The organism is Sinomonas flava, from assembly GCF_039531875.1.
Taxonomy (GTDB): Bacteria; Actinomycetota; Actinomycetes; order Actinomycetales; family Micrococcaceae; genus Sinomonas; species Sinomonas flava.
This window is the reverse complement of record NZ_BAAAQW010000003.1, coordinates 39,379-61,024: the sequence shown is the minus strand read 5'-3', so window position 1 is coordinate 61,024 and position 21,646 is coordinate 39,379. Positions and strand designations below refer to the sequence as shown.

The 21,646-nt window shown below is 71.8% G+C and carries 18 protein-coding genes; 13 read left to right on the top strand and 5 right to left on the bottom strand.

Features of this window, described 5'->3' with window-relative positions; all coding sequences use genetic code 11:
• Positions 1 to 35 precede the first annotated feature (35 nt).
• Genes gmk through ABD298_RS02940 form a run of 5 tightly spaced genes read left to right on the top strand, consistent with a single transcriptional unit; the run spans position 36 to position 5,635 of the window.
• Positions 36 to 656 carry a guanylate kinase gene (gene gmk, locus ABD298_RS02960; protein ID WP_344298213.1) on the top strand — a complete coding sequence of 207 codons (621 nt, stop codon included), beginning with the start codon at positions 36 to 38 and terminating at the stop codon, positions 654 to 656.
• Between the two features lie 38 nt (positions 657 to 694).
• Positions 695 to 970, top strand: a complete 276-nt coding sequence (gene rpoZ / locus ABD298_RS02955; protein WP_208712620.1) for a DNA-directed RNA polymerase subunit omega — start codon at positions 695 to 697, stop codon at positions 968 to 970.
• Positions 971 to 987: 17 nt separating this feature from the next.
• The gene (coaBC, locus tag ABD298_RS02950; protein WP_344298212.1) at positions 988 to 2,253 is read left to right on the top strand and encodes a bifunctional phosphopantothenoylcysteine decarboxylase/phosphopantothenate--cysteine ligase CoaBC; all 1,266 of its coding nucleotides are present in this window, start codon (positions 988 to 990) and stop codon (positions 2,251 to 2,253) included.
• Positions 2,250 to 3,485 carry a methionine adenosyltransferase gene (gene metK / locus ABD298_RS02945; protein WP_255405676.1) on the top strand — a complete coding sequence of 412 codons (1,236 nt, stop codon included), beginning with the start codon at positions 2,250 to 2,252 and terminating at the stop codon, positions 3,483 to 3,485. The genes coaBC and metK overlap by 4 nt, the downstream gene beginning before the upstream one ends.
• A gap of 17 nt (positions 3,486 to 3,502) precedes the next feature.
• On the top strand, positions 3,503 to 5,635 hold the full coding sequence (locus tag ABD298_RS02940) for a primosomal protein N' family DNA-binding protein (RefSeq protein WP_344298211.1): 2,133 nt from the start codon (positions 3,503 to 3,505) through the stop codon (positions 5,633 to 5,635).
• A gap of 68 nt (positions 5,636 to 5,703) precedes the next feature.
• On the opposite strand, the gene ABD298_RS02935 is transcribed toward ABD298_RS02940, so the two are convergent.
• From ABD298_RS02935 to ABD298_RS02925, 3 genes are read right to left on the bottom strand one after another with little or no spacing between them, the layout of a single operon-like run.
• On the bottom strand, positions 5,704 to 6,792 hold the full coding sequence (locus ABD298_RS02935; RefSeq protein ID WP_344298210.1) for a glycosyltransferase family 4 protein: 1,089 nt from the start codon (positions 6,790 to 6,792) through the stop codon (positions 5,704 to 5,706).
• A complete protein-coding gene (locus ABD298_RS02930) occupies positions 6,789 to 7,706 on the bottom strand; it encodes an alpha/beta fold hydrolase (protein ID WP_344298209.1) in 918 nt (305 codons plus the stop codon). The genes ABD298_RS02935 and ABD298_RS02930 overlap by 4 nt, the downstream gene beginning before the upstream one ends.
• 25 nt (positions 7,707 to 7,731) lie before the next feature.
• On the bottom strand, positions 7,732 to 8,745 hold the full coding sequence (locus ABD298_RS02925) for a sugar-binding transcriptional regulator (RefSeq protein WP_344298208.1): 1,014 nt from the start codon (positions 8,743 to 8,745) through the stop codon (positions 7,732 to 7,734).
• Positions 8,746 to 8,850: 105 nt separating this feature from the next.
• On the opposite strand from ABD298_RS02925, the gene ABD298_RS02920 reads away from it, so the two are divergent.
• From ABD298_RS02920 to holA, 8 genes are all read left to right on the top strand, one after another.
• Entirely contained in the window at positions 8,851 to 10,575 is a 1,725-nt protein-coding gene (locus tag ABD298_RS02920; RefSeq protein WP_344298207.1) for a glycerol-3-phosphate dehydrogenase/oxidase, read from the top strand.
• A gap of 89 nt (positions 10,576 to 10,664) precedes the next feature.
• Entirely contained in the window at positions 10,665 to 11,417 is a 753-nt protein-coding gene (locus ABD298_RS02915) for an MIP/aquaporin family protein (protein ID WP_344298206.1), read from the top strand.
• 56 nt (positions 11,418 to 11,473) lie between these two features.
• The gene (gene glpK / locus ABD298_RS02910) at positions 11,474 to 13,006 is read left to right on the top strand and encodes a glycerol kinase GlpK (RefSeq protein WP_344298205.1); all 1,533 of its coding nucleotides are present in this window, start codon (positions 11,474 to 11,476) and stop codon (positions 13,004 to 13,006) included.
• Between the two features lie 214 nt (positions 13,007 to 13,220).
• A complete protein-coding gene (leuS, locus tag ABD298_RS02905; protein ID WP_425564285.1) occupies positions 13,221 to 15,731 on the top strand; it encodes a leucine--tRNA ligase in 2,511 nt (836 codons plus the stop codon).
• Between the two features lie 13 nt (positions 15,732 to 15,744).
• Complete coding sequence (locus ABD298_RS02900; protein WP_344298203.1) at positions 15,745 to 16,743, top strand: DegV family protein; 999 nt, start codon at positions 15,745 to 15,747, stop codon at positions 16,741 to 16,743.
• Positions 16,744 to 16,829: 86 nt separating this feature from the next.
• Complete coding sequence (locus tag ABD298_RS02895; RefSeq protein ID WP_344298202.1) at positions 16,830 to 17,702, top strand: ComEA family DNA-binding protein; 873 nt, start codon at positions 16,830 to 16,832, stop codon at positions 17,700 to 17,702.
• The gene (locus ABD298_RS02890) at positions 17,699 to 19,501 is read left to right on the top strand and encodes a ComEC/Rec2 family competence protein (RefSeq protein WP_344298201.1); all 1,803 of its coding nucleotides are present in this window, start codon (positions 17,699 to 17,701) and stop codon (positions 19,499 to 19,501) included. The genes ABD298_RS02895 and ABD298_RS02890 overlap by 4 nt, the downstream gene beginning before the upstream one ends.
• Positions 19,502 to 19,553: 52 nt before the next feature.
• On the top strand, positions 19,554 to 20,591 hold the full coding sequence (gene holA / locus ABD298_RS02885) for a DNA polymerase III subunit delta (protein ID WP_344298200.1): 1,038 nt from the start codon (positions 19,554 to 19,556) through the stop codon (positions 20,589 to 20,591).
• 119 nt (positions 20,592 to 20,710) lie between these two features.
• Here the strand turns inward: holA and rpsT are convergent, their stop codons facing one another.
• Both rpsT and ABD298_RS02875 read right to left on the bottom strand, forming a co-directional pair.
• A complete protein-coding gene (rpsT, locus tag ABD298_RS02880) occupies positions 20,711 to 20,971 on the bottom strand; it encodes a 30S ribosomal protein S20 (RefSeq protein WP_344298199.1) in 261 nt (86 codons plus the stop codon).
• A gap of 165 nt (positions 20,972 to 21,136) precedes the next feature.
• Complete coding sequence (locus ABD298_RS02875; protein WP_425564341.1) at positions 21,137 to 21,604, bottom strand: type II toxin-antitoxin system PemK/MazF family toxin; 468 nt, start codon at positions 21,602 to 21,604, stop codon at positions 21,137 to 21,139.
• Positions 21,605 to 21,646: the final 42 nt, after the last annotated feature.

Genomic DNA, 21,646 nt, shown 5'->3' with positions numbered 1-21,646 from the left:
GCCCGCAGGCGCCGCAGCACGATCGAGAGGACAGAGTGGACCAGGCACACGCCCCAGCCGCCGGCACGCCGGGTGGCAAGGACATCGGGCTCACAGTACTGGCCGGTCCGACGGCGGTCGGCAAGGGCACCGTGTCGACGTACATCCGCGACACGTATCCCGAAGTGTGGCTGTCTGTCTCAGCCACCACGCGCCCTGCGCGCGAGGGGGAGCAGGACGGCGTCCACTACTTCTTCGTCGCGCCCGAGGAGTTCGACAGGCTCGTGGAGGAGGGCGCATTCCTCGAGTGGGCGGTGGTCCACGGCAGGAACCGCTACGGCACCCTGCGCCGGACCGTCGAGGAGGCCATTGCGGCCGGGAAGCACGTCCTCCTCGAGATCGACCTCCAGGGCGCCCGCCAGGTGAAGGCCGCGATGCCGGACGCCCGATTCGTGTTCCTCGCCCCTCCGAGCTGGGACGAAATGGTGCGCCGGCTGGTCGGCCGCGGCACCGAGAGCCCGGAGGAGCAGCAGCGTCGCCTCGAAACGGCTAAAATAGAGCTCGCTGCCGAGTCGGAATTCGACGTCACGGTCGTCAACGACGACGTGAAGCGCGCGGCCGACGAGCTTGTGTCCCTCATGGGACTGACCCCGCACGCGCGACAGACGACGCGCTAGCGCCAGCACACCCTCCCGCAACGAGCATTGGAGCCATCATGTCCTCGAACCCCGAAGGCATCATCAACCCCCCGATCGACGACCTCCTGACCAAGTCCGACTCGAAGTACGGCCTCGTGATCTTCGGTGCGAAGCGCGCACGCCAGATCAACGCCTACTACGCCCAGCTGCACGAGGGCCTCTTCGAGTACGTCGGCCCGCTCGTGGACACCAAGCTCAACGAGAAGCCGCTCTCGATCGCCCTCCGCGAGATCAACGACGGCCTCCTCGTCGCGAACCCCATCGAGCAGCCCGTGGAGTCCGAGGACCAGTAGGGGAGAGGGGGCGCGGAGTGCGCATCGTCCTGGGCATCGGAGGCGGGATCGCGGCCTACAAGGCGGCCCTGCTCCTGCGCCTCTTCACCGAGGCGGGGCATGACGTCACCGCGGTGCCGACCGAGGCCGCCCTGGCGTTCGTCGGGAAGGCCACCTGGGAGGCGCTCTCCGGGAAGCCGGTGCGCACCGGCGTCTTCGAGGCCGTTGAGACCGTCAACCACGTCCGCCTCGGCCACGAGGCCGAGCTCGTCGTCGTCGTGCCTGCCACGGCAGACCTGCTGGCCCGCGCGGCGGGCGGCCACGCCGACGACCTCCTGACCAACACCCTCCTCATGGCCCGGTGCCCCGTCCTGCTCGCTCCCGCGATGCACACCGAGATGTGGCGCCACCCTGCCACGCAGGCCAACGTGGCGCTCCTGCGCGAGCGCGGCGTCACCGTCCTCGACCCCGCCGTCGGCCGGCTCACCGGACCCGACAGCGGCCCCGGCCGGCTCCCCGAGCCCGAGGAAATCTTCGCCGCCGCGATGGGCCTCGTCCTCCCCGCGGCCCAGGCGGACGACGGCGCCGCCCTCCGGAGCGGGCCGCTCGCCGGCCGCCGCATCCTGGTCTCGGCCGGCGGGACCCGCGAGCCGATCGACCCGGTGCGGTTCCTCGGCAACCGCTCGTCCGGGAAGCAGGGCGCCGCCCTCGCCAGGGCGGCTCTCGCCGCGGGAGCGGAGGTGACGTTCGTCGCGGCCCACCTGGACGTCGCGCCCCCGGAGGGAGCCGACCTCGTGCGCGTGGACTCCGCGCTCGAGCTGCGGGACGCCATGGTGGAGCGCGCCCCGGACGCGGACGTGATCGTGATGGCCGCCGCCGTGGCCGACTTCCGTCCCGCCGAGCAGCACGCGAGCAAGATCAAGAAGCGCGACGATACCGCCGACCCCGTCATCACCCTCGTGCGGAACCCCGACATCCTCGCCGAGCTCGTCCAGCGCCGCAACGCCGCCGGGCGCCCGCAGCTCATCGTCGGCTTCGCCGCCGAGACCGGCGACGCCGGTGCGAGCGTGCTCGACTATGCGCGCGACAAGCTCGAGCGCAAGGGCTGCGAGCTGCTCGTCCTGAACGAGGTCGGAACGGACCGGGTGTTCGGGCGCGACGAGAACTCCGTGACCATCCTCGCGCGCGACGGAAGCGAGCCCGAGCACGCGGAAGGGTCGAAGGACGAGGTCGCCGCTGCCGTCATACGGCGCGTGACGCGCGAACTCGAGGCCCAGCAGACACCCAGTAGAGTGGACCAGTGACTCACGCACCCGAAGCCGCCGTCGGACACTCGTCTGACAGCACCGCCCTGCGCCTCTTCACCTCTGAATCCGTGACGGAGGGGCACCCCGACAAGATCTGCGACCAGATCAGCGACGCGATCCTCGACGCCCTCCTGGCGGCGGATCCGGAGTCGAAGGTCGCGGTCGAGACGATGGCGACGACGGGCCTCGTGCACGTGGCGGGCGAGGTCACAACAGATGCGTACGTGGAGATCCCGCAGATCGTGCGGAACACGATCCTCGGCATCGGCTACGATTCCTCGGCCAACGGGTTCGACGGCGCGCGCTGCGGCGTCTCCGTCTCCATCGGCCAGCAGTCCTCCGACATCTTCGAGGGAGTCTTCACCTCGCTGGAGGCCCGCGAGGGCACGGACGAGGACGAGTACGACCTCCAGGGCGCCGGCGACCAGGGCATCATGTTCGGCTACGCCTCGGACGAGACCGAGACGTACATGCCGACCCCCATCTGGCTCGCCCACCGGCTCTCCGAGCGTCTCACGGAGGTCCGCAAGAGCGGCGAGCTCGCCTACCTCCGCCCGGACGGCAAGACCCAGGTCACGGTCGGGTACGACGGCGACCGGCCGGTGAGCGTCGAGACGGTCGTCATCTCCAGCCAGCACGCCGAGGGCACCGAGCTGTCCACCCTGCGCGCGGACCTCGCCGACCACGTCATCAAGCCGGTGCTCGCCATGAGCGACCTCGAGTCGGCGCACACGCGGAGCATCCTCAACCCGGCCGGTGCGTTCATCATCGGCGGCCCCGTCGGGGACGCGGGCCTCACGGGACGCAAGATCATCGTGGATACCTACGGCGGATTCGCCCGTCATGGCGGCGGCGCCTTCTCAGGCAAGGACCCCTCGAAGGTGGACCGGTCGGCCGCGTACGCGATGCGGTGGGTCGCCAAGAACGTCGTTGCGGCCGGACTCGCTCGCCGCGCCGAGGTCCAGGTCGCCTACGCGATCGGCCAGGCACGCCCGGTCGGAATCTATGTCGAGACCTTCGGCACCGAGAGCGTCGACCCGCTGCGCATCAGCGCCGCCATCAACGAGGTCTTCGACCTGCGCCCGAGGGCCATCATCGAGGCGCTCGACCTCAAGCGCCCGATCTACGCCAAGACCGCCGCCCACGGCCACTTCGGCCGCGAGGAGCCGGACTTCACGTGGGAGCGCCTCGACCGCGTGCAGGACCTCAGGGACTTCTTCGGCGAGTGAGCACCGGGCGACGAGCGGTGCCCGAGCGCGAACCCGTCCAGCCCTCGCTCCTGAGCGGCTTCCCCGCCGTCCCGCCTCCTTCCGCTCCGCGACCGGCCCCCGAGCTTCCCGTCGCGCGGGTGAGCGTCGAGTCGCCGCTGCCGCAGCTGGACCGCCCGTTCGACTACCTCGTCACCGAGGAGCTCCATGACGCGGCCCGTCCCGGCGTGCGCGTGAAGGTCCGCGTTGCTGGGCAGGAGCATGTCGGGTTCATCCTCGAGCGCCGTGAGACCTCCGACGCCGGTGTCCGCCTCGCGCCGATCGCCGCGGTCCTCTCGCCGCTGCCCGTGCTCACTCCCGAGGTGGCCGAGCTCGCGTCCGCCGTCGCAGAGCGCTGGGCCGGCGCCCTCGGGGATGTCCTACGCTTCGCCGTGCCCCCGCGGGCGGCGAAGGTCGAGGCCCAGTTCGCCCTCGACCTCGCCGCGGGAGAGGGGCAGGAGACGCACGACGCCGCTGGGGAGCCTCGTGCGGTCACGCGGCCAGCGGACCCGCCCCATCATGTGCCCGACGCGTCGGCGGCCGCCGGCTGGACCGAGCTCCGCCACGGCGCGGCCTTCCTGCGGCACCTCGCCGCCGGGGGGAGCCCACGGGCGGTCCTCTCGGCCGTGCATGGGTACGGTCCCGCGGCGTGGCCCCAGCTCGTGGCCGGAGCGGTCGCCGCGGCGAGGTCGTCCGGGCGGGGCGCGCTCGTCGTCGTGCCCGACCGCAGGGACCTCGCGCGAGCCCACGCCGCCCTCGAGGCTGCGCTGCCCGGCGAGCGCGTCGTCCGCCTCGCTGCCGAGGACGGCCCGAGCACACGGTCCCGGGGCTTCCTCGAGCTGCTCGCCGGACGCGCGCATGTCGCCGTCGGAACGCGCGGCGCTGCCTTCGCACCCGTGCCCAGTCTGGGGCTGGTGGTGTGCTGGGACGACGGGGACGACCTCCACGCCGAACCCCGCGCGCCGTACTTCCACACCCGCGAGGTCCTGCTGCTGCGCGCCGAGCAGACCGGCTGCGCGGTGCTGATCGCAGGCCACACGGTCAGCGCCGAGTCCGAGCGGCTCGCGGCCACGGGATGGCTCCAGCGCATCGCCGCGGAGCGGTCTGTCCTGCGCCGCTCTCTGCCGCGCGTGACGAGCACCGCCGACAGCGTCGAATCGGCGCGGGACCCGCTCGCCCGGATAGCCCGGCTCCCGCACGCTGCGTGGCAGCTCGCCCGCGATGCCCTCGCAGACGGCCCCGTGCTCGTCCAGGTCGCTCGGGCCGGCTACGCGCCGTCGCTCGCCTGCACGCGCTGCCGGGAACCCGCGCGCTGCCGGCACTGCGCCGGCCCTCTGGCCGAGCGAGCGGCCGGGCGCGAGCGGACCGTCGAGTGCCGCTGGTGCGCGACGCCCGAGCGGGACTTCACGTGCCGGGTGTGCGGCGGACACGGGCTGCGGCGCACCGCTGTGGGCGCCCTCCGGACCGCCGAGGAGCTCGGGCGGGCCTTCCCCGGGGCCGTCGTGGTGACCTCGTCCGGGGACGCTGTCAAGGCCGAGGTGCCGGATGCACCCGCCCTCGTCGTCGCCACCGTGGGCGCCGAGCCTGTCGCGCCGTCCGGCTACGCGGCAGCGGTCCTCCTCGACGGCGACACGCTGCTGAGACGTGAGAGCCTGCGCGCGCCCGAGGAGGCCCTGCGCCGGTGGCTCAATGCCGCGGCCCTGGTCCGGGCAGCGGGCGACGGCGGGCGCGTGGTCATCACCGCGGGCGAGAGCGAGGCGGTCGCGGCGCTGGTCCGGTGGGACCCTGCGGGCTTCGCCGCGCGCGAGCTCGACCTCCGGCGCGAGCTCGGGCTGCCGCCGGCGGTCCGCGTCGCTGCGCTCACCGGGGCGGCCCCCGACGTGGAGGCATTCCTCGCCGCGGCACGGCCTCTTCTCGACATCCCGGGGGTCCGGGTGGCCGGACCTGTCGAGAGGGAACCCGAGGGGCCCGGACCCCACGAGCAGGCAGCCACCGTCAGGGCACTGGTCTTCTTCCCCATCTCGTCCGGGGCGGCCCTCACCCGCGGACTCCGGCACGTGCGGACATCGCTCGCCGCCCGCCGCGAGACCGGCCCTGTGCAGGTGCGGGTCGACTCGCCCGACGTGCTCTGACGCGGATGCGGTGAGGTGCAGGCGTCAGGCGGGGCTGCGCCGTCGTCCGTCAGCGCGTGCGCGCCGCCTCAGCCCCGCCTGCGCGCGGCGAACGCTGCGACGGCCTCCTCGGCGGCTGCGAGCAGGGCGTCTGCGGAGGCATCCCAGCTGAACGTACCCGCCTGGGCGAGCGCTGCGGCTGATGCGGCCTCCCACGCTCCCGGCGCCTCGAGGGCGCGGACCGCCCGGGCGAACTCCGCGGGGGAGTCCGGATCGACGAAGAACGCTCCAGAGCCGCCCACCTCGCGGAAGATCGGGATGTCGCTCGCGATGACGGGCGTGCCGAGGCTCATGGCCTCCACGAGGGGCAGGCCGTAGCCCTCGGAGCGCGAGAGGCTCACGAGCGCGGTGGTGCGGCACAGCAGCGCCTCGTACTCCGACTCGCTCACGCCGCCGTGGAAGACGACCCTGGCGCCGGGCGGGACGGCCGCTTCGAGCTCGGCCCGGCGGGCGGGGGAGATGCGCGAGAGGAGATGGAGCTCGTAGTCGCCCAGCTCCGCCATCCCCGCCACCACCGTCTCGACATTCTTGTACGGCATGAACGAACCCATGTAGAGCAGCGTCTTGTCCGAGCCGTCCTCCGGGCGCCGGGGAGTGCGCCCTCCCTGGGGCGCGTTGCCGACGATGCGCACCGGCCGCCGCGTGAGCCGCTTCTCCGACATGAGCCGGCGCGTCGTGTGGCTCACGGTGGCGACGACGTCGGCGCGGTCGAGCAGGAGCCGCTGCGGCCAGTACGCCTTGTGGTAGAGCCGCCACAGGAGGCGCACCGGTCCGGGCAGGAATCCCGGGGGTTCGGGGTGCTCGTAGTAGATGAGGTCGTGCAGCGTCAGGATCAAGGGGTACCGCCGCCCCCAGGTCCCCATCGTCTGCATCGGGCAGAAGACGACATCCGGCGCGAGCGCGTTGACACGCGCGGCGATGAACAGCTCGGCGGGGGAGAGCGGGCTCGTGACCTTGACGTGGGGCACGTCAGGGAGGAGCGCGAGCTGCCGGTCGTCGTTGATGAGGACGGCCACCTCCGCCTTGCGCGCGACCGCCTCGATCAGGCTCGAGCCGAAGCGGCTGATGCCGTCGTGCTGGTCTGTCCGCGTGAAGCGGGCGTCGATGAGGACCCTCATGCGCCTCCCTCCGCCAGGAACTCCTCGATGGCGGCGGCCGCGGGCTCGGGAGTCTCGTAGTGGATGAGATGCCCGACGCCGGGGACCACCGTCAGGCGCGAGTCCGCGCAGCGCTCGTGGAACCTGCGCACGTCTGCGAGGTCGGCCACCTCGTCCTTCTCGCCGGCGATGAGCAGGACGGGGAGGTCCAGCCTGTCCGCCGTCTCCGCGGCATGGTGCGAGATCGATGCCTTGAACGACTCGAGCAGCGAGGCCCGGTTGGCGAACTCGCTGAAGTGCGCGTGATGCTGGGCATGGATGAATGCGCGCAGGTCGGGGTCCTTCGTCTTGGCCATGATCCCGCTCATCACGCGCACGACCGCGGGGCTCCGCAGCAGCGCCGCTCCGGCGCTCTCGGGCAGCTTGGCCGCGCTCCAGTAGTAGAGCTCGGCAAGCCGGCTCGCGATGGCGGCAGGGCCCTCGAGCGCCGGGGCCGAGATGGGGTTGACCAGGATGAGCCGGCGGAAGCGGCCGGGATGGGCGGCCGCGAAGTGCGCTGCCACGATCGACCCGAACGAGTGGCCGAGGAGGACGGTGTCGGGGCCGAGCACGAGTTCGTCGGCGAGCGACCCGAGCCACCGTCCGTAGCCCTCGACCGAGTGTTCACCCGTCGGCAGGACGCCGGACTCCCCGAACCCCGGAAGGTCCGGCATGACGAACCGCACGCCCGGAAGCTGGTCGACGACCCGGAGCAGGCCGTGGTGGGTGCCGCGGAAGCCGTGGACGGCGAGGATGGTGGGCGCGGCGTCGTCGGCAGGGGAGGGCTCGTAGGTGAACACGGCCGTGTCCGCGCCGTCGGCAGGCACCCGCACGCGGCGTTCCCGCAGGGCGAGCTGGTCGGAGAGGAAGTCGGGCGCCGTGGGGGAGGCGGTCATGCGACCACCCTACCGGCCGGCGGCGTCAGGCCTGCTCGGCAAGCAGGTCCCGCGCGGTGGGTTCGTCGACGATGAGGTCCGTTGCGAGGCGGGCGTTGAGGGCGCCGCGGAGCGCCGCGGACTTGGCGATGCCCGAGACGATGCACAGCCTGCGCGGCACGCGACGCAGTCCCGCGAGGTCTGGCCCTGTGCCGCGGAGGTTGAGGTCGATCCCTTCCGAAGAGCCGTCGGCCCGGTAGAACACCGTCGCGACGTCGCCCACCACTCCTTCGGCCTCGAGCGACTCGAGGTCGGCCCTGTCGAGGTACCCGCCGGAGTACACGTGGCTGGGCACGTCGGCCTTCGCCGACCCGATGCCGAAGACGGCCAGCGTCATGCGGTCCTGGACGTCGAGCACGCGCCGCACGCTGCGCTCGCGCCACATCCACTCCTTGGTCTCGGGCCGGTCGAAGAACGCCGGAACCGGGAACTCCTCGACGTCCGCGTCGAAGGCGTCGGCGAACCGGCGCATGATCTCGCTCGCGTAGCCCAGGCCCATCGTCTGGGTGTTGGCGGCGCCGTTGAGCTGGACGACCGTCGCCCCGTGGGTGGGCCGCCGCGTGAGGTGGCGGCTCATGGCGCTGAGCGTCGACCCCCAGGCGATGCCGATCACGGCGCCGGACTGGACCAGCGGCGTCAGCGTCCTGGCCGCGTACATGGCCACACGGTCCAGCGTCTCGGCCTCCGTGAGGTGGTCGACCTGGGGGACCACGTGGGACTGCACCCCGAACCGCCGCGACACGGCGGTCTCGAGCTCGGCTGCCGAGTCGATGGGACTGTGGATCTGGATCTGCACCAGCCCCTCGTCGCGGGCGAAGGCCAGCAGGCGCGAGACGGTGGACCGCGAGGTGCGCAGCTGGCGCGCGATTCCCTCCATGGTCAGGTCCTGGAGGTAGTAGAGCCGGGCGGCGAGCAGCGCGTCCCTGTGCTTGCGGGTGACGGGATTCTGTGCGCGCGGGCCTGCCTCGGAGGCGGCGGAGCCGCTATCAGTGGGGTCCATCTGAGCCCATTCTGCACGTATGTGCATAGTCGTTGACCTTTTCGTGCACCTCCTCAAACCATAGGTGGCATACCCCACAGCACGCCACGGCCACGGAAGGCAACCATGAACGAGCAGACCACCAACCTCCGCACCCCATCGTCGGCGAGGGCTTCGCTCAAGGCCTCGCCGCGGGCGAGCGTCCTCATCATCGGGGGCGGCATCAACGGCGTCGGGACCTTCCGGGACCTCGCGCTGCAGGGCGTGGACGTCGCCCTGGTCGAGCGCGGGGACTACTGCCACGGCGCCTCAGGAGCGTCGTCCCACATGATCCACGGAGGCATCCGCTACCTCGAGAACGGCGAGTTCCGCCTGGTCCGGGAATCAGTGGTCGAACGGAACCGGCTGCTCCGCATCGCGCCGCACTACGTCAAGCCGCTGGAGACCACCATCCCGGTCTTCAGCACATTCTCCGGGGTCCTCAATGCACCTCTTCGGTTCCTCACGCATCGCTCTGGCAAGCCACGTGCCCGGGGCGCCGTCCTGATCAGGCTCGGGCTGAGCCTCTACGACGCCTTCTCCCGGGGCGGACGGGCGGTCCCGCGGCACCGTTTCCTGGGGCGCAAGAGGGCCCTTGCCGAGCTTCCCGGCCTGCGTGGCGACGTGAAGTACACCGCGACCTATTTCGACGCCTCGGTGCACAACCCCGAGCGGCTCACCCTCGACGTCCTCGGCGACGGCCTCGCCGCCGGCCTGCACGCGAGGGCCGCCAATTACACCTCGGCGGTGGGCGTGTCCGACGGCGCGGTCCTGCTCCGCGACGAGCTGACCGGTGAGGAGTTCCCGTTCTCCGCCGACGTGGTAGTCAACACCACCGGCGCCTGGGTCGACCGCACCAACAGCGCCTTCGGCGCCTCGACGCGCTTCATGGGCGGGACGAAGGGCTCGCACATCGTCCTGGACCACCCCGGACTGATCGCCGCCTGCGCTGGCCGGGAGATCTTCTTCGAGCACAGCGACGGGCGGATCGTGCTCATCTACCCCATGGGCGACCGGGTGCTCGTCGGCACCACCGACATCGACGCCGGCGACGACCTCGACCCGACCTGCACGGATGCAGAGATCGACTACTTCTTCGACCTCATCCGCCACGTGTTCCCTGCACTCACCGTGGACCGGTCAGACATCGTCTACACCTTCTCCGGCGTTCGCCCGCTGCCCCGCCACGACGACACCGCACCGGGATTCGTCTCGCGGGACTACCGCATCGAACGGTCTCAGCTGCCCGGCGGAACCCAGCCCGCGCTGAGCCTCGTGGGCGGGAAGTGGACCACCTTCCGGGCCTTGTCCGCACACCTCGCCGACGAGGTAATGGGCCTGCTCGGCACCGCCCGCAGGACCACCACGGAGGACCTGCCGATCGGTGGCGGCCGGGACTACCCGTCCACGCCGGAGGGGGTCGAGCGCTGGCTCGCAGCCCAGACGGCACGGGGGCTGGACCGCGCGCGGGCCGAGGTCCTGCTGACCCGCTACGGAACCCGCGCCGCGGAGGTCGTCGACTTCCTCAGGGCCGGCGCCGACCAGGCCCTGCACAGCACGCGCGAGCTCAGCGCGCGCGAGCTGCTGTGGATGGCGGAGCGCGAGCAGGTCGCCCACGTCGAGGACGTCCTCATCCGCCGGACGTCCCTGGCCTTCCGCGGTCTTGTCACCGGCGAGCTGGTCGAGGAGGTCGCAGCCCATCTCGCAGGGCCGCTGGGCTGGGACGACCAGCAGACCCGCCGCGAAGCCCAGCGCGCCGTCGCCACGCTCGCGGAGCGGCACCGGGTCCACGTCGCCCACCTTCTTGTCTGACTTGTCTGACTTGTCTGACTCGTCTGACTCGTCTGACTCGTCTGACTCGTCTGACACCCCATCCGAACCACCACCTCAAGGAGTCAATGATGTCTCTGGGACTGGTCTTCCTGTCCGAAGTCCTGGGCACCGGCATGCTCACGCTGCTCGGCTGCGGCGTGGTCGCCAACGTGGCGCTCAAGGGAACCAAAGGCAACGCCGGCGGCTTCCTCATGGTCACGTGGGGCTGGGGCATCGCCGTGTTCGCCGGTGTCTACGTCGCCGCACGCTCGGGTGCCCACCTCAACCCAGCCGTCACCCTCGGCCTCCTGCTCACCGGCAAGTCCGAATACGCGCCAGGCGTCCCCGTCGACGTCACCTCGACGCTCACCTACATCGCCGGGGAGCTGGTCGGCGCATTCCTCGGGGCTGTTGTGTGCTGGCTCGCCTACAAGCCACACTTCGACCATGAGGACGACCCCGCCAACACGCTCGGAACCTTCTCCACCGTCCCGGCTGTCCGCAGCAGCGGCTGGAACCTCGTCAGCGAGGTGATCGGAACCTTCGTGCTGGTCGAGGTGATCCTCGCCTTTGGAGGCACCCCCTCGGGTCTGGGGCCGCTCGCCGTCGCCCTCCTGGTGGTCGGCATCGGAGCCTCCCTCGGCGGCCCGACCGGCTACGCGATCAACCCCGCCCGCGACCTCGGCCCGCGCATCGCCCACGCCGTGCTGCCCATCCGCGGCAAGGGGAGCAGCGACTGGGCGTACGCGTGGATCCCCGTCGTCGGCCCCCTCCTCGGCGGCGCGCTCGCCGGCCTCTTCGCACGCGCCGTGCCCGACCTCTTCACCTCGATTGCCTCCTGAGGCAGCCGGAACACCTTCACCCCTCCACGTCAGACCCTCATCCAAAGGAGCAATGAATGTCTGAGCAGACCGACACCCCGCAGTACGTCATCTCGATCGACCAGGGCACCACGAGCACGCGGGCCATCGTGTTCGACCACTCCGGATCGATCGTCTCCACCGGCCAGCTCGAGCACGAGCAGATCTTCCCCCAGGCCGGCTGGGTCGAACACGATCCCACCGAGATCTGGGACAACACACGCGAGGTCATCGGGCAGGCCCTCTCGAAGGCCAACCTCACCCGGCACGACATCGCTGCCGTGGGCATCACCAACCAGCGGGAGACCGCGGTCGTCTGGGACAGGCACACGGGCAAGCCCGTCTACAACGCCATCGTCTGGCAGGACACCCGCACGCAGGCGATCGTCGACCAGCTCGCGGCCGAGGGCGGCGTCGACCGCTTCAAGGCGACCGTGGGACTCCCGCTCGCCACGTACTTCTCAGGCACCAAGATCAAGTGGATCCTCGACAACGTCGACGGCGCCCGGGAGCGAGCCGAGAGGGGAGACCTCCTCTTCGGCAACACCGACGCCTGGGTGCTGTGGAACCTCACGGGCGGCGCGCACGGCGGGGTGCACGCGACAGATGTCACGAACGCCTCCCGCACCCTGTTCATGGACCTCGAGAAGCTCTCCTGGGACAAGGAGATCCTCGACATCTTCGGGGTGCCCGCGTCGATGATGCCGGAGATCAAGTCCTCCTCCGAGGTCTACGGCACAGTCCACAGCTCCCAGCTGCTGCGCGAAGTCCCCATCGCCGGCATCCTGGGCGACCAGCAGGCCGCGACGTTCGGGCAGGCAGCGTTCGCTGCCGGCGAGGCCAAGAGCACCTACGGCACGGGCAGCTTCCTCATCTTCAACACCGGCGAGGAGATCGTCCATTCGAAGAACGGCCTCCTCACCACGGTCGGCTACAGGCTCGGCGACGCGGCGCCCCACTACGCCCTCGAGGGGTCGATCGCCGTGACAGGCTCCCTCGTGCAATGGCTGCGCGACAACCTGGGGATGATCCGCACCGCGCCTGAGGTCGAGAGCCTCGCCAGGAGCGTCGAGGACAACGGCGGGGTGTACATCGTGCCCGCGTTCTCGGGCCTCTTCGCGCCCTACTGGCGCCCCGACGCCCGCGGCACCATAGTCGGCCTCACACGGTTCGCCAACAAGGGCCACATCGCCCGCGCCGCGCTGGAGGCGACCGCGTTCCAGACCCGTGGGGTGCTCGACGCCGTCAACGCGGACGCCGGCGTGCCGCTGTCCGAGCTCAAGGTCGACGGCGGCATGGTCGCCAACGACGCGCTCATGCAGTTCCAGGCCGACATCCTCGGCGTGGACGTCGTCCGGCCCAAGGTCATCGAGACGACCGCGCTCGGTGCGGCGTACGCGGCCGGGCTCGCCGTGGGATTCTGGAAGGACCTCGACGAGTGCGCCGCGAACTGGGGCGAGGACAAGCGCTGGAGCCCGCAGATGGATCCGGCCGAGCGCGACCGCCAGCTGCGGCTCTGGAAGAAGGCCGTCACCAAGTCGATGGACTGGGTCGACGAGGACGTGAAGTAGTCCAGCCGGCCCGCACCCGCGCACGACGGCGAGTGGTCGCCGTCGTGCGCGCCGGGCCCGGGGGAGGTGCTGGGGTAGCATATTCGCATGCGTGGCATCCTCCTCCTTCGCTAGCCGCTTGCGCCCCGGGGCATCCGGGACAGCGAGCGGCCGCCCCTCCGTGCGAGGGGCTTTTGTGTGTGTGGAGCCGAGCGGTGCAGGAAGTGGACGACAAGTGGAGAGAAGCACGGTGAGCGAAGAGCGGGTCGCGGAGCAGTCGGAGAGTACGTACAGCTTCGCCGCGATGGAGGCCAAGTGGCCGGCGGTGTGGGACAGGCTGGGCGTGTTCACGCCCAAGGACGACGGCAGCCGTGAGCGCCGCTACGTGCTCGACATGTTCCCCTACCCCTCCGGGGACCTCCACATGGGCCATGCCGAGGCCTTCGCCATGGGCGACGTCGTGGCGCGCTACTGGCGGCTCAAGGGCTACGACGTCCTGCACCCGATCGGATGGGACTCCTTCGGCCTGCCCGCGGAGAACGCGGCCATCAAGCGCAACGCGCACCCCTCCGAGTGGACGTACGCGAACATCGACACCCAGGCGGCCTCGTTCAAGCGGTACGGCCTGAGCCTGGACTGGTCCCGCCGCCTCCACACCTCAGACCCCGAGTACTACCGCTGGACCCAGTGGCTGTTCCTGCGGTTCTACGAGCGCGGCCTCGCGTACCGCAAGAACCACCCCGTGAACTGGTGCCCGAAGGACCAGACCGTGCTCGCCAACGAGCAGGTCGTCAACGGGGCCTGCGAGCGCTGCGGCACCCCCGTGACCAAGAAGGCCCTGAACCAGTGGTACTTCAAGATCACCGACTACGCCGACCGCCTGCTCGACGACATGGCTGAGCTCGAGGGCCACTGGCCCGAGCGCGTCCTGGCGATGCAGCGCAACTGGATCGGCCGTTCCGAAGGCGCGCACGTCGACTTCACCGTCGAGGCCACGGACAGCCGTCCCGAGCGCACGGTCACGGTCTTCACGACCCGCCCCGACACGCTCTACGGGGCGACCTTCTTCGTGGTCGCGGCCGACGCCGAGCTCGCCGGGGACCTCGTCGCGCCCGAACAGGCACAGGCCCTGGGCGAGTACCAGGACCGTGTGAAGAACCTGTCCGAGATCGAGCGGCAGAACACCGACCGCGAGAAGACCGGCGTGTTCCTGGGCCGCTACGCCGTGAACCCGCTCAGCGGCGAGAAGCTTCCCGTGTGGGCGGCGGACTACGTCCTGGCCGAGTACGGCACGGGCGCGATCATGGCTGTGCCGGCCCACGACCAGCGCGACCTCGACTTCGCCAAGGCGTTCGACCTGCCCGTCCGGCCCGTCCTCGACACCGGCGAGGAGGACCCGGCGGCCACTGGAGTGGCCACCGTCGGCGAAGGCACGATCATCAACTCGGGACCCCTCGACGGCCTCAGCAAGGCCGAGGGCATCGCCAAGGCGATCGAGATCGTGAACGACGCCGGCACGGGCGAGGGCACCGTCAACTACCGCCTGCGGGACTGGCTGCTCTCCCGGCAGCGCTTCTGGGGCGCGCCCATCCCGATCATCCACTGCGCCGAATGCGGCGAAGTGCCCGTCCCGGACGACCAGCTGCCGGTCCGGCTGCCGGACGACCTCCGCGGCGAGCAGCTCGCGCCGAAGGGCACGTCCCCGCTCGCGGCCGCCGAGGGCTGGGTCAACGTCACGTGCCCGTCCTGCGGCGGGGCCGCGAAGCGGGACACGGACACGATGGACACGTTCGTCGACTCGTCCTGGTACTACCTCCGGTACCTCTCGCCCCAGTACACCGGGGGCCCGTTCGACCCCGAGGCCGCGAAGAACTGGATGCCGGTCGCCCAGTACGTGGGCGGCGTCGAGCACGCGATCCTGCACCTGCTGTACAGCCGGTTCTTCACCAAGGTCATCAAGGACATGGGACTCATCGACTTCGACGAGCCCTTCGCCGCGCTCATGAACCAGGGCCAGGTCCTCAACGGCGGCAAGGCCATGAGCAAGTCGCTCGGGAACGGCGTCGACCTCGGGGAGCAGCTCGACCAGTTCGGGGTGGACGCCGTCCGCCTCACCATGGTCTTCGCCTCGCCGCCGGAGGACGACGTCGACTGGGCGGACGTCTCGCCGTCGGGCTCCGCCAAGTTCCTCGCCCGTGCGTGGCGGCTCGGCCAGGACGTCACGAGCGCTCCCGGAACCGATCCGGCCGAGGGCGACCGCGCGCTCCGCGCGGTGACGCACCGGACCCTCGCCGAGGCGACCGAACTGCTCGAGTCGCGGAAGTTCAACGTTGTCGTGGCCAAGGCCATGGAGCTGGTCAACGCAACCCGCAAGGCCATCGACTCGGGCCCCGGCGGTGCGGATCCCGCCGTGCGCGAGGCTGTCGAGGCGATCGCGATCATGCTCAGCCTCTTCGCCCCGTACACCGCGGAGGACCTGTGGGCCGCGCTCGGCCACGAGCCCTCCGTCGCGAACGCCGCGTGGCCCCAGCACGACCCGGCGCTGACCGTCGAGGAGACCGTCACCGCCGTCGTGCAGGTCCAGGGCAAGGTGCGCGACCGGCTCGAGGTGGCCCCGGGGATCTCCGAGGACGAGCTGCGGGAGCTCGCGCTCGCGTCGCCGAACGTCGAGCGCATCCTGGACGGCCGCGGCATCCGCACGGTGATCGTGCGCGCGCCGAAGCTGGTCAACATCGTCCCGGCCTGATCTGCGGCGCCGAGTGGCTGACGGACAGGGGCCCGACGCCCTCGGCTGGCTGAGGCGGCGCTGGGAACGGCTGCGCCCCGGGCCCGCACCGGCGCCGACCCCGGCGCCGCGGGTCGCCGTCGTCACCGACTCCGCGGCCGCGCTGCCGCCGGAGTGGACCGATGCTTTCCTCCAGCTCGGGTGTTTCGCAGTCGTGGACCTGCCCGTGATGGCCGGGGACGAGATCTTCACCGAGGGGGCGGACGTCGACACCGCGCTCAGCCTCGCCCTCGCGGCTGGGCGGCCCGTGCGCACCTCGAGGCCCGCTCCGGGCCAGTTCGAGCGGGTGTACCGCGGGTTCGAGGACGCCGGGTTCGAGGCTGTCGTGTCGCTCCACCTGTCCGGGAAGCTCTCCGGCACCGCCGACGCCGCGCGGCTCGCCGCCCAGCGGGTCGGCATCCCGGTGGAGGTCGTCGATTCCCGCTCCGCAGCCATGGCACTCGGGTTCGCTGTCCGGGACGCAGTCCGTGCCGCTGAGGCGGGAGCCGACGCCGACGGGGTGCAGTCGGCCGCCCTGGCCCGCCTCGGCGGTTCGGAGGTCCTCTTCTACGTCCCGAGCCTCGAGCAGCTGCGCAGGGGCGGGCGCATCGGCGCAGCTGCGTCGCTCGTGGGAACGATGCTGTCGATCAAGCCCCTCCTGACCCTCCGCGAGGGCCTCATCGTCCCCCTCGAGCGGGTGCGCACCGCGGCCCGCGCCGTCCAGCGGCTGGAGGAGCTCGCGGCGTCCGCCGTCTCGGCCTTGGATTCCGCCGAGGTTGCGGTGCATTACTTCGGCAACCGCCCCGAGGCCGAGGAGTTCGCGCGGACCCTCGCCCGCTCGGTAGGGAAGGAGGCGGACGACGTCGTGCTGTCGCCTCTGCCGGCCGTCCTCGCCGCCCACACGGGGCTGGGGGTCCTGGCCGTGGTCGTCGCCCCGGCGGCGGTCGGGGGGCAGGACGTCCCGGCGGATGCGCCAGCGGCCGGAGACAACTAGTCCTCCACAGCCCATGTTCGCGGGGGCCTGTCCACATAGGCGGCCGCGGGGACGCCACCGGGTGCCGACCGTGCAACCGTAGCCCCATGGCTCGGGCGGGGAGGGATCGTCGAGCGGCGCGGGGCGGAGCCCGGCACCGCTGGGACGAGCTGTTCCCGGGCGCCCTGCCGCCCACGCCCGGACTCCTCGAGCCGACGGACCCCGATCCTCCCGCGGGCGACGCGGAGGACGGCCCTCCGCAGCGCGACAGCCAGCCCGAGGACTGCGAAGGCGCTCTTCCCCGGCGCCGCCTCCTCCTCTCGGCGCGCCTCGTCGTGCTCCTGTGCGCGATCGGGGCGGCGGCCGGGGGCGCCTGGTGGTGGAGCTCCCGGACGGCTTCGCCCTCCGTCCACTCTGTCGGCTCGGGCACGGCGGAGGCAGCGGAGGCGGGCGGCCCGGTCCCCGCGGACCGCACGGCTCCGGGACGGCCAACCGTCGGGGCCGCGGCGACGGACTCCGATCTTGTGGTGCACGTGGCCGGCGCGGTGGCATCGCCGGGCGTGATCCGGCTGCCACGTGGCTCGCGCATCCACGAGGCCATTGCGGCGGCCGGCGGTGCGCTCCCGGATGCCGACGCGCACCGGCTCAATCTCGCGGCGCCCGTCGAGGACGGATCGCGGCTCCAGGTGCCGCGCTCGGGCGAGGAACCCGACCCGGCGCCCGCCTCAGGAACCGGCGCGGCAGCGGGCACGCATGCGGGCTCCGGGGCCGCGAGCGCCCCTGCGGCGAAGGTGAACATCAACCAGGCCACCGCACAGGAACTCGGCACGCTCCCGCGCGTCGGCCCAGTCCTCGCCCAGCGCATCATCGACTACCGGACGGCCCACGGCCGCTTCCGCTCGCCGGAGGACCTCGACGCGGTCGACGGAGTGGGCCCCAAGATGCTCGAGTCCCTCCTGCCCCTGGTGACCGTCGGATGAGCGGGGCAGAGAGAGGCGCGGCGTGGGATCGCTACCGGACTGCGGCGGCCCGAGGCGTCGCGGCGCACAACCTGCCCGCCGAGCGCCCCGGCGGCCTCGGCTGCCTCCGGGAGTGGACGGCCCGGCTATGGGCGTCCTCGGACGAACCGGCGCCCGTGCAGTCCACGAGCCGGTTCCGCGACCTGAGGCTCGTGCCGATCGGTGGTTCGGCCTGGGCGGGAGCGGCGGCGGCACCCTTCCTCGGACAGCATCTGGACGGCGCCCCCGGGTGGGGAGGAGGGATGGCCTGCGTCGTCATCGTCCTGCTCGTCGTCGCGGCCGGCATCGCCGGGACTGGGCTGCTCGGTGCGCGGCGGGCGGCCCGCGCCCTCGTCCTGCCCGGCTGCGCCGCACTCGCCCTGGTCGCGGGACTGACGGCGGCGGCCTCTCACGCGGCGGCCGAGCGTGCGGGCCCCGCAGGCGAGCTCCTGACCGTGGGCGGGCAGACCAGGGCGGTGGTCCTGGTCTCGGCGGAACCGCGCCAGCAGGCGCAGGGCGGGCGGTTCGGTTCAGCAGACCGCTTCCTCGCCGGCGCGCGCCTCGAGCGGGCCACCGGGCAGGGTGTCGAATTCGCCTCCTCGGCACGCATCCTGCTGGCAGGCGGCAAGGACCTCTCAGGCCTCCGTCCAGGGCAGCGGGTTAGTGTGGCGGGAACCGTCACACCTGCCCGCGAGCCGTCGGGGGCTGCGCTCCTGAGCATCAGCAGCCGCCCCCGGGTCCTGGGCACGGATGCAGCGCTCGGTGCCGCTGCGGAGGCGCGGGCGGCCCTGCGCGCTTCCTCGGACTGGCTGTCGCCCGAGGCAGCAGGGCTCCTGAGCGGGATCACCGTCGGGGACACGAGCGTGCTTCCGCTCGAACTCGAGGCAGCGATGCGCGAGGTCGGCCTCGGGCACCTCACGGCGGTCAGCGGGGCCAACTTCACGATCCTGCTCGGCGCAGCCCTCCTGACCCTCCGGGCGCTGAGGGCGCCGCGCTGGGCCGCGCTGAGCGGGTGCGCCGCAGTCCTCCTCGCCTTCGCCTTGGTGGTCGGGCCGGAGCCGAGCGTCCTCCGGGCGGCCGTGATGGGCGCCGTAGGTCTCGTCGCGCTCGCCACGGGGCGCGCGGGGCGCAGTTGCTCGGCGCTCTCGGCGGCGGTCCTCGTCCTCGTCCTCGCGGACCCGCCGCTCGGGGCGAGCCTCGGTTTCCTGCTCTCGGTCATGGCCACGCTCGGCATCGTCCTGCTCGGGCCGCCGCTCTCCGCAGTGCTGGCCGCGCGCCTGCCGCTGTGGATGGCGCTGTCGATCTCGGTTCCGCTCTCGGCCCAGCTCCTATGCGGACCAATCACGGTCCTGATCCAGCCCGCGTTCCTGAGCCTGTCCCTGATATCGAACATCGTGGTCGCCCCGCTCGTGCCGGTGATCACGGTGGCTGGCACGGTGGCACTGGCGCTGGGTACTGCCCAGCCACTGGCGATCGCGGCTGCCGGCGTTGGCGGGGCCGCCGCCCAACTGCTCGCCCTCATTGCCTCGGGTTTCGCCGCCGTCCCGGGCGCAGCCCTGCCGTGGCCGGAGGGCGTCGCCGGTGCGGCCGCGATGGCGGCGTTCTCGGGGCTGAACATCCTGCTGCTGTGGACTGCCATGGTGCCCGCGGGACGCGCGCGGGCAGCTGGACTGGTGCGGTGGGCGGTGGAGCTGCTCCTGGTGCAGTGGGCCCGTGTCCGCCGTCTGGCCGGAATCCTCGGATTGGGTCTGCGGCCCGGTCGTGGCAGAGTTGACGGGTGACGAGGACGGGTGCAGTGTTCATGGCGACAGCGAGCTCGCGGAGGCGGCGGTGATGGCCGCCTCCCGCACGCAGCGGCCAACTGGACGCGGGCCCGCCGCAGGCTCGGGTCGCGGGGGGACCGTCGGCTGGCGTGAAGCCGCACCCGCCCCGATCGTCCTGCTGACCGGTCCGGAGGACTACCTCGCCGCGCGGGCCATGGACGCCATCCGGTCGAGTGCGCGGGCCGTCAGTCCGGATCTGGAGGTGACCAGACTGGATGCCGGTTCCTACGCAGGGGGCGAGCTGCTGCTTGCTGCCTCGCCCTCGCTCTTCGGCGAGAGGAAGCTCGTGGAGGTGCACGGGCTCGAGTCGATGTCGGAGGAGTTCCTCAAAGACGGCCTCGCGTATGCCGCCTCGCCGGACCAGGACGTCGTCCTCGTCCTGCGCCACGCAGGCGGAACCCGCGGGAAGAAGCTCCTCGACGCCGTCCGCGCGTCAGGAGCGCCTGTCATCGACTGCCAGCCCCTGAAGAAGGACAGCGACAAGGCATCCTTCGTCGCGGCCGAGTTCAAGGGATCCGGGCGCCGGATCGAGCGCGATGCGATCGAGGCGCTCGTTGCCGCGGTGGGCAGCAGCCTCGCCGAGCTTGCCGCAGCCTGCGCCCAGCTGACGCTGGATGCCTCGGCTGCCATCGACGTCGCGACCGTCGAGAAGTACTACGGGGGCCGCGTCGAGGCGACAGCCTTCAAGGTCGCAGACGCCGCCCTTGCAGGCGACCGGGCGAGGGCCCTGTCGGCGTTCCGGCATGCCCTCGAGACCGGCGTCGACCCTGTTCCCATGGTCGCGGCCATCGCCTCCAAGCTCCGAACCCTCGCCCGCGTCGCGGGTGCGCGCGGTTCGGCCCAGGCCGTCGCGCGTGACCTCGGCATGCAGCCGTGGCTCGTCGAGCAGGCCCAGCGCGACATCCGCGGCTGGACGCCCCAGAGCCTCGCGGCAGCCATCAGGGCGATCGCCGAGGCCGACGCCGAGGTCAAGGGGCTCGCCCGGGACCCGGCCTATGCCGTCGAACGGGCGCTCGGGATCGTTGCCTCGGCCGCGCGGGCCCGCTGAGCGCGGGCGGTGCTGGCCGGCCCACTCCCGCTTCCGCCTCCGTCGTTCGGGTACGGAAAAAGCCGGGGGCCGGCATCCTTCGTCAGGATGCCGGCCCCCGGCCGGAAGCGAACCTCAGCTCAGAGCGAGCTGACCTTCTTGGCGATGCCCGACTTGCGGTTGGCCGCCTGGTTCTTGTGGATGACGCCCTTGCTCACGGCCTTGTCGAGCTTCTTGCTCGCGTGGGCCAGAGCAGCAACGGCGGTGTCCTTGTCGGCAGCCGAGACAGCGGTGTTGACGGCGCGGATGGCCGTCTTCAGCTCGGACTTGACCGCCACGTTGCGCTGACGCGCCTTCTCGTTGGTGAGAATGCGCTTCTTCTGGGACTTGATGTTTGCCACTTATGAAAACTCTCTTGTTGATGCCAACACGGGTCTAGAGGGCTTCGGACCGGCCATCGACTGAGCGGCGTGGGGATGCCTATGGCAGCCGGTCTTCAGTGCCCGCCGACCTGCACGGACACACAGCAGACAATGCTACCAGACGGACAGGCGGCCGAGCACCGGTCAACGCCAGCCGTGGCGGCGCAGCCCGTCCGCGACGCGGTCGAACCGGGCGCGGTCCAGGATTGCTCCTTCGCGCCGCACCGTCCGGGGATCGATCTGCAGGACGCGGTCGAGCCGGACCTCGCTGGGACGGCGCCGTGGATCCCAGCGGCCTGCCCCGATGTCCACGTAGTCTGGGTCGCCTTCCCGGCCGTTGCCGGGCACGCGGTCCCTGCTCGTGAGCATGAGCGCGAGCAGCAGTCCTCGCCGCCGGGCAACGATGAGCACCGGCCGGTCCTTTCCCTGTCCGTGGTCCTCCTCATAGGGCACCCACGTCCAGACGATCTCGCCGGGGTCCGGCGCGCCATCCGCGCTGGGGCGGTAGTCGACCGTCGCGGTCCCGGTGAAGTCGCCGGCGTAGCCGGTCGGGCTGCCGCCACGGGCGACGGCGCGGACCGCGGACAGGGCACGGTGGAGAAGGCTGCGCAGCACAGCCACAGCCTATGGGACACTGGGAAGTCAGCAACTCCC

Coding starts and splice junctions, on each gene's coding strand:
- rpoZ (WP_208712620.1), top strand. CDS start 695: ATGTCCTCGAACCCCGAAGGCATCATCAACCCCCCGATCGACGACCTC.
- ABD298_RS02935 (WP_344298210.1), bottom strand. CDS start 6,792: ATGAGGGTCCTCATCGACGCCCGCTTCACGCGGACAGACCAGCACGAC.
- ABD298_RS02930 (WP_344298209.1), bottom strand. CDS start 7,706: ATGACCGCCTCCCCCACGGCGCCCGACTTCCTCTCCGACCAGCTCGCC.
- ABD298_RS02925 (WP_344298208.1), bottom strand. CDS start 8,745: ATGGACCCCACTGATAGCGGCTCCGCCGCCTCCGAGGCAGGCCCGCGC.
- ABD298_RS02920 (WP_344298207.1), top strand. CDS start 8,851: ATGAACGAGCAGACCACCAACCTCCGCACCCCATCGTCGGCGAGGGCT.
- ABD298_RS02915 (WP_344298206.1), top strand. CDS start 10,665: ATGTCTCTGGGACTGGTCTTCCTGTCCGAAGTCCTGGGCACCGGCATG.
- glpK (WP_344298205.1), top strand. CDS start 11,474: ATGTCTGAGCAGACCGACACCCCGCAGTACGTCATCTCGATCGACCAG.
- ABD298_RS02895 (WP_344298202.1), top strand. CDS start 16,830: ATGGCTCGGGCGGGGAGGGATCGTCGAGCGGCGCGGGGCGGAGCCCGG.
- ABD298_RS02890 (WP_344298201.1), top strand. CDS start 17,699: ATGAGCGGGGCAGAGAGAGGCGCGGCGTGGGATCGCTACCGGACTGCG.
- holA (WP_344298200.1), top strand. CDS start 19,554: ATGGCCGCCTCCCGCACGCAGCGGCCAACTGGACGCGGGCCCGCCGCA.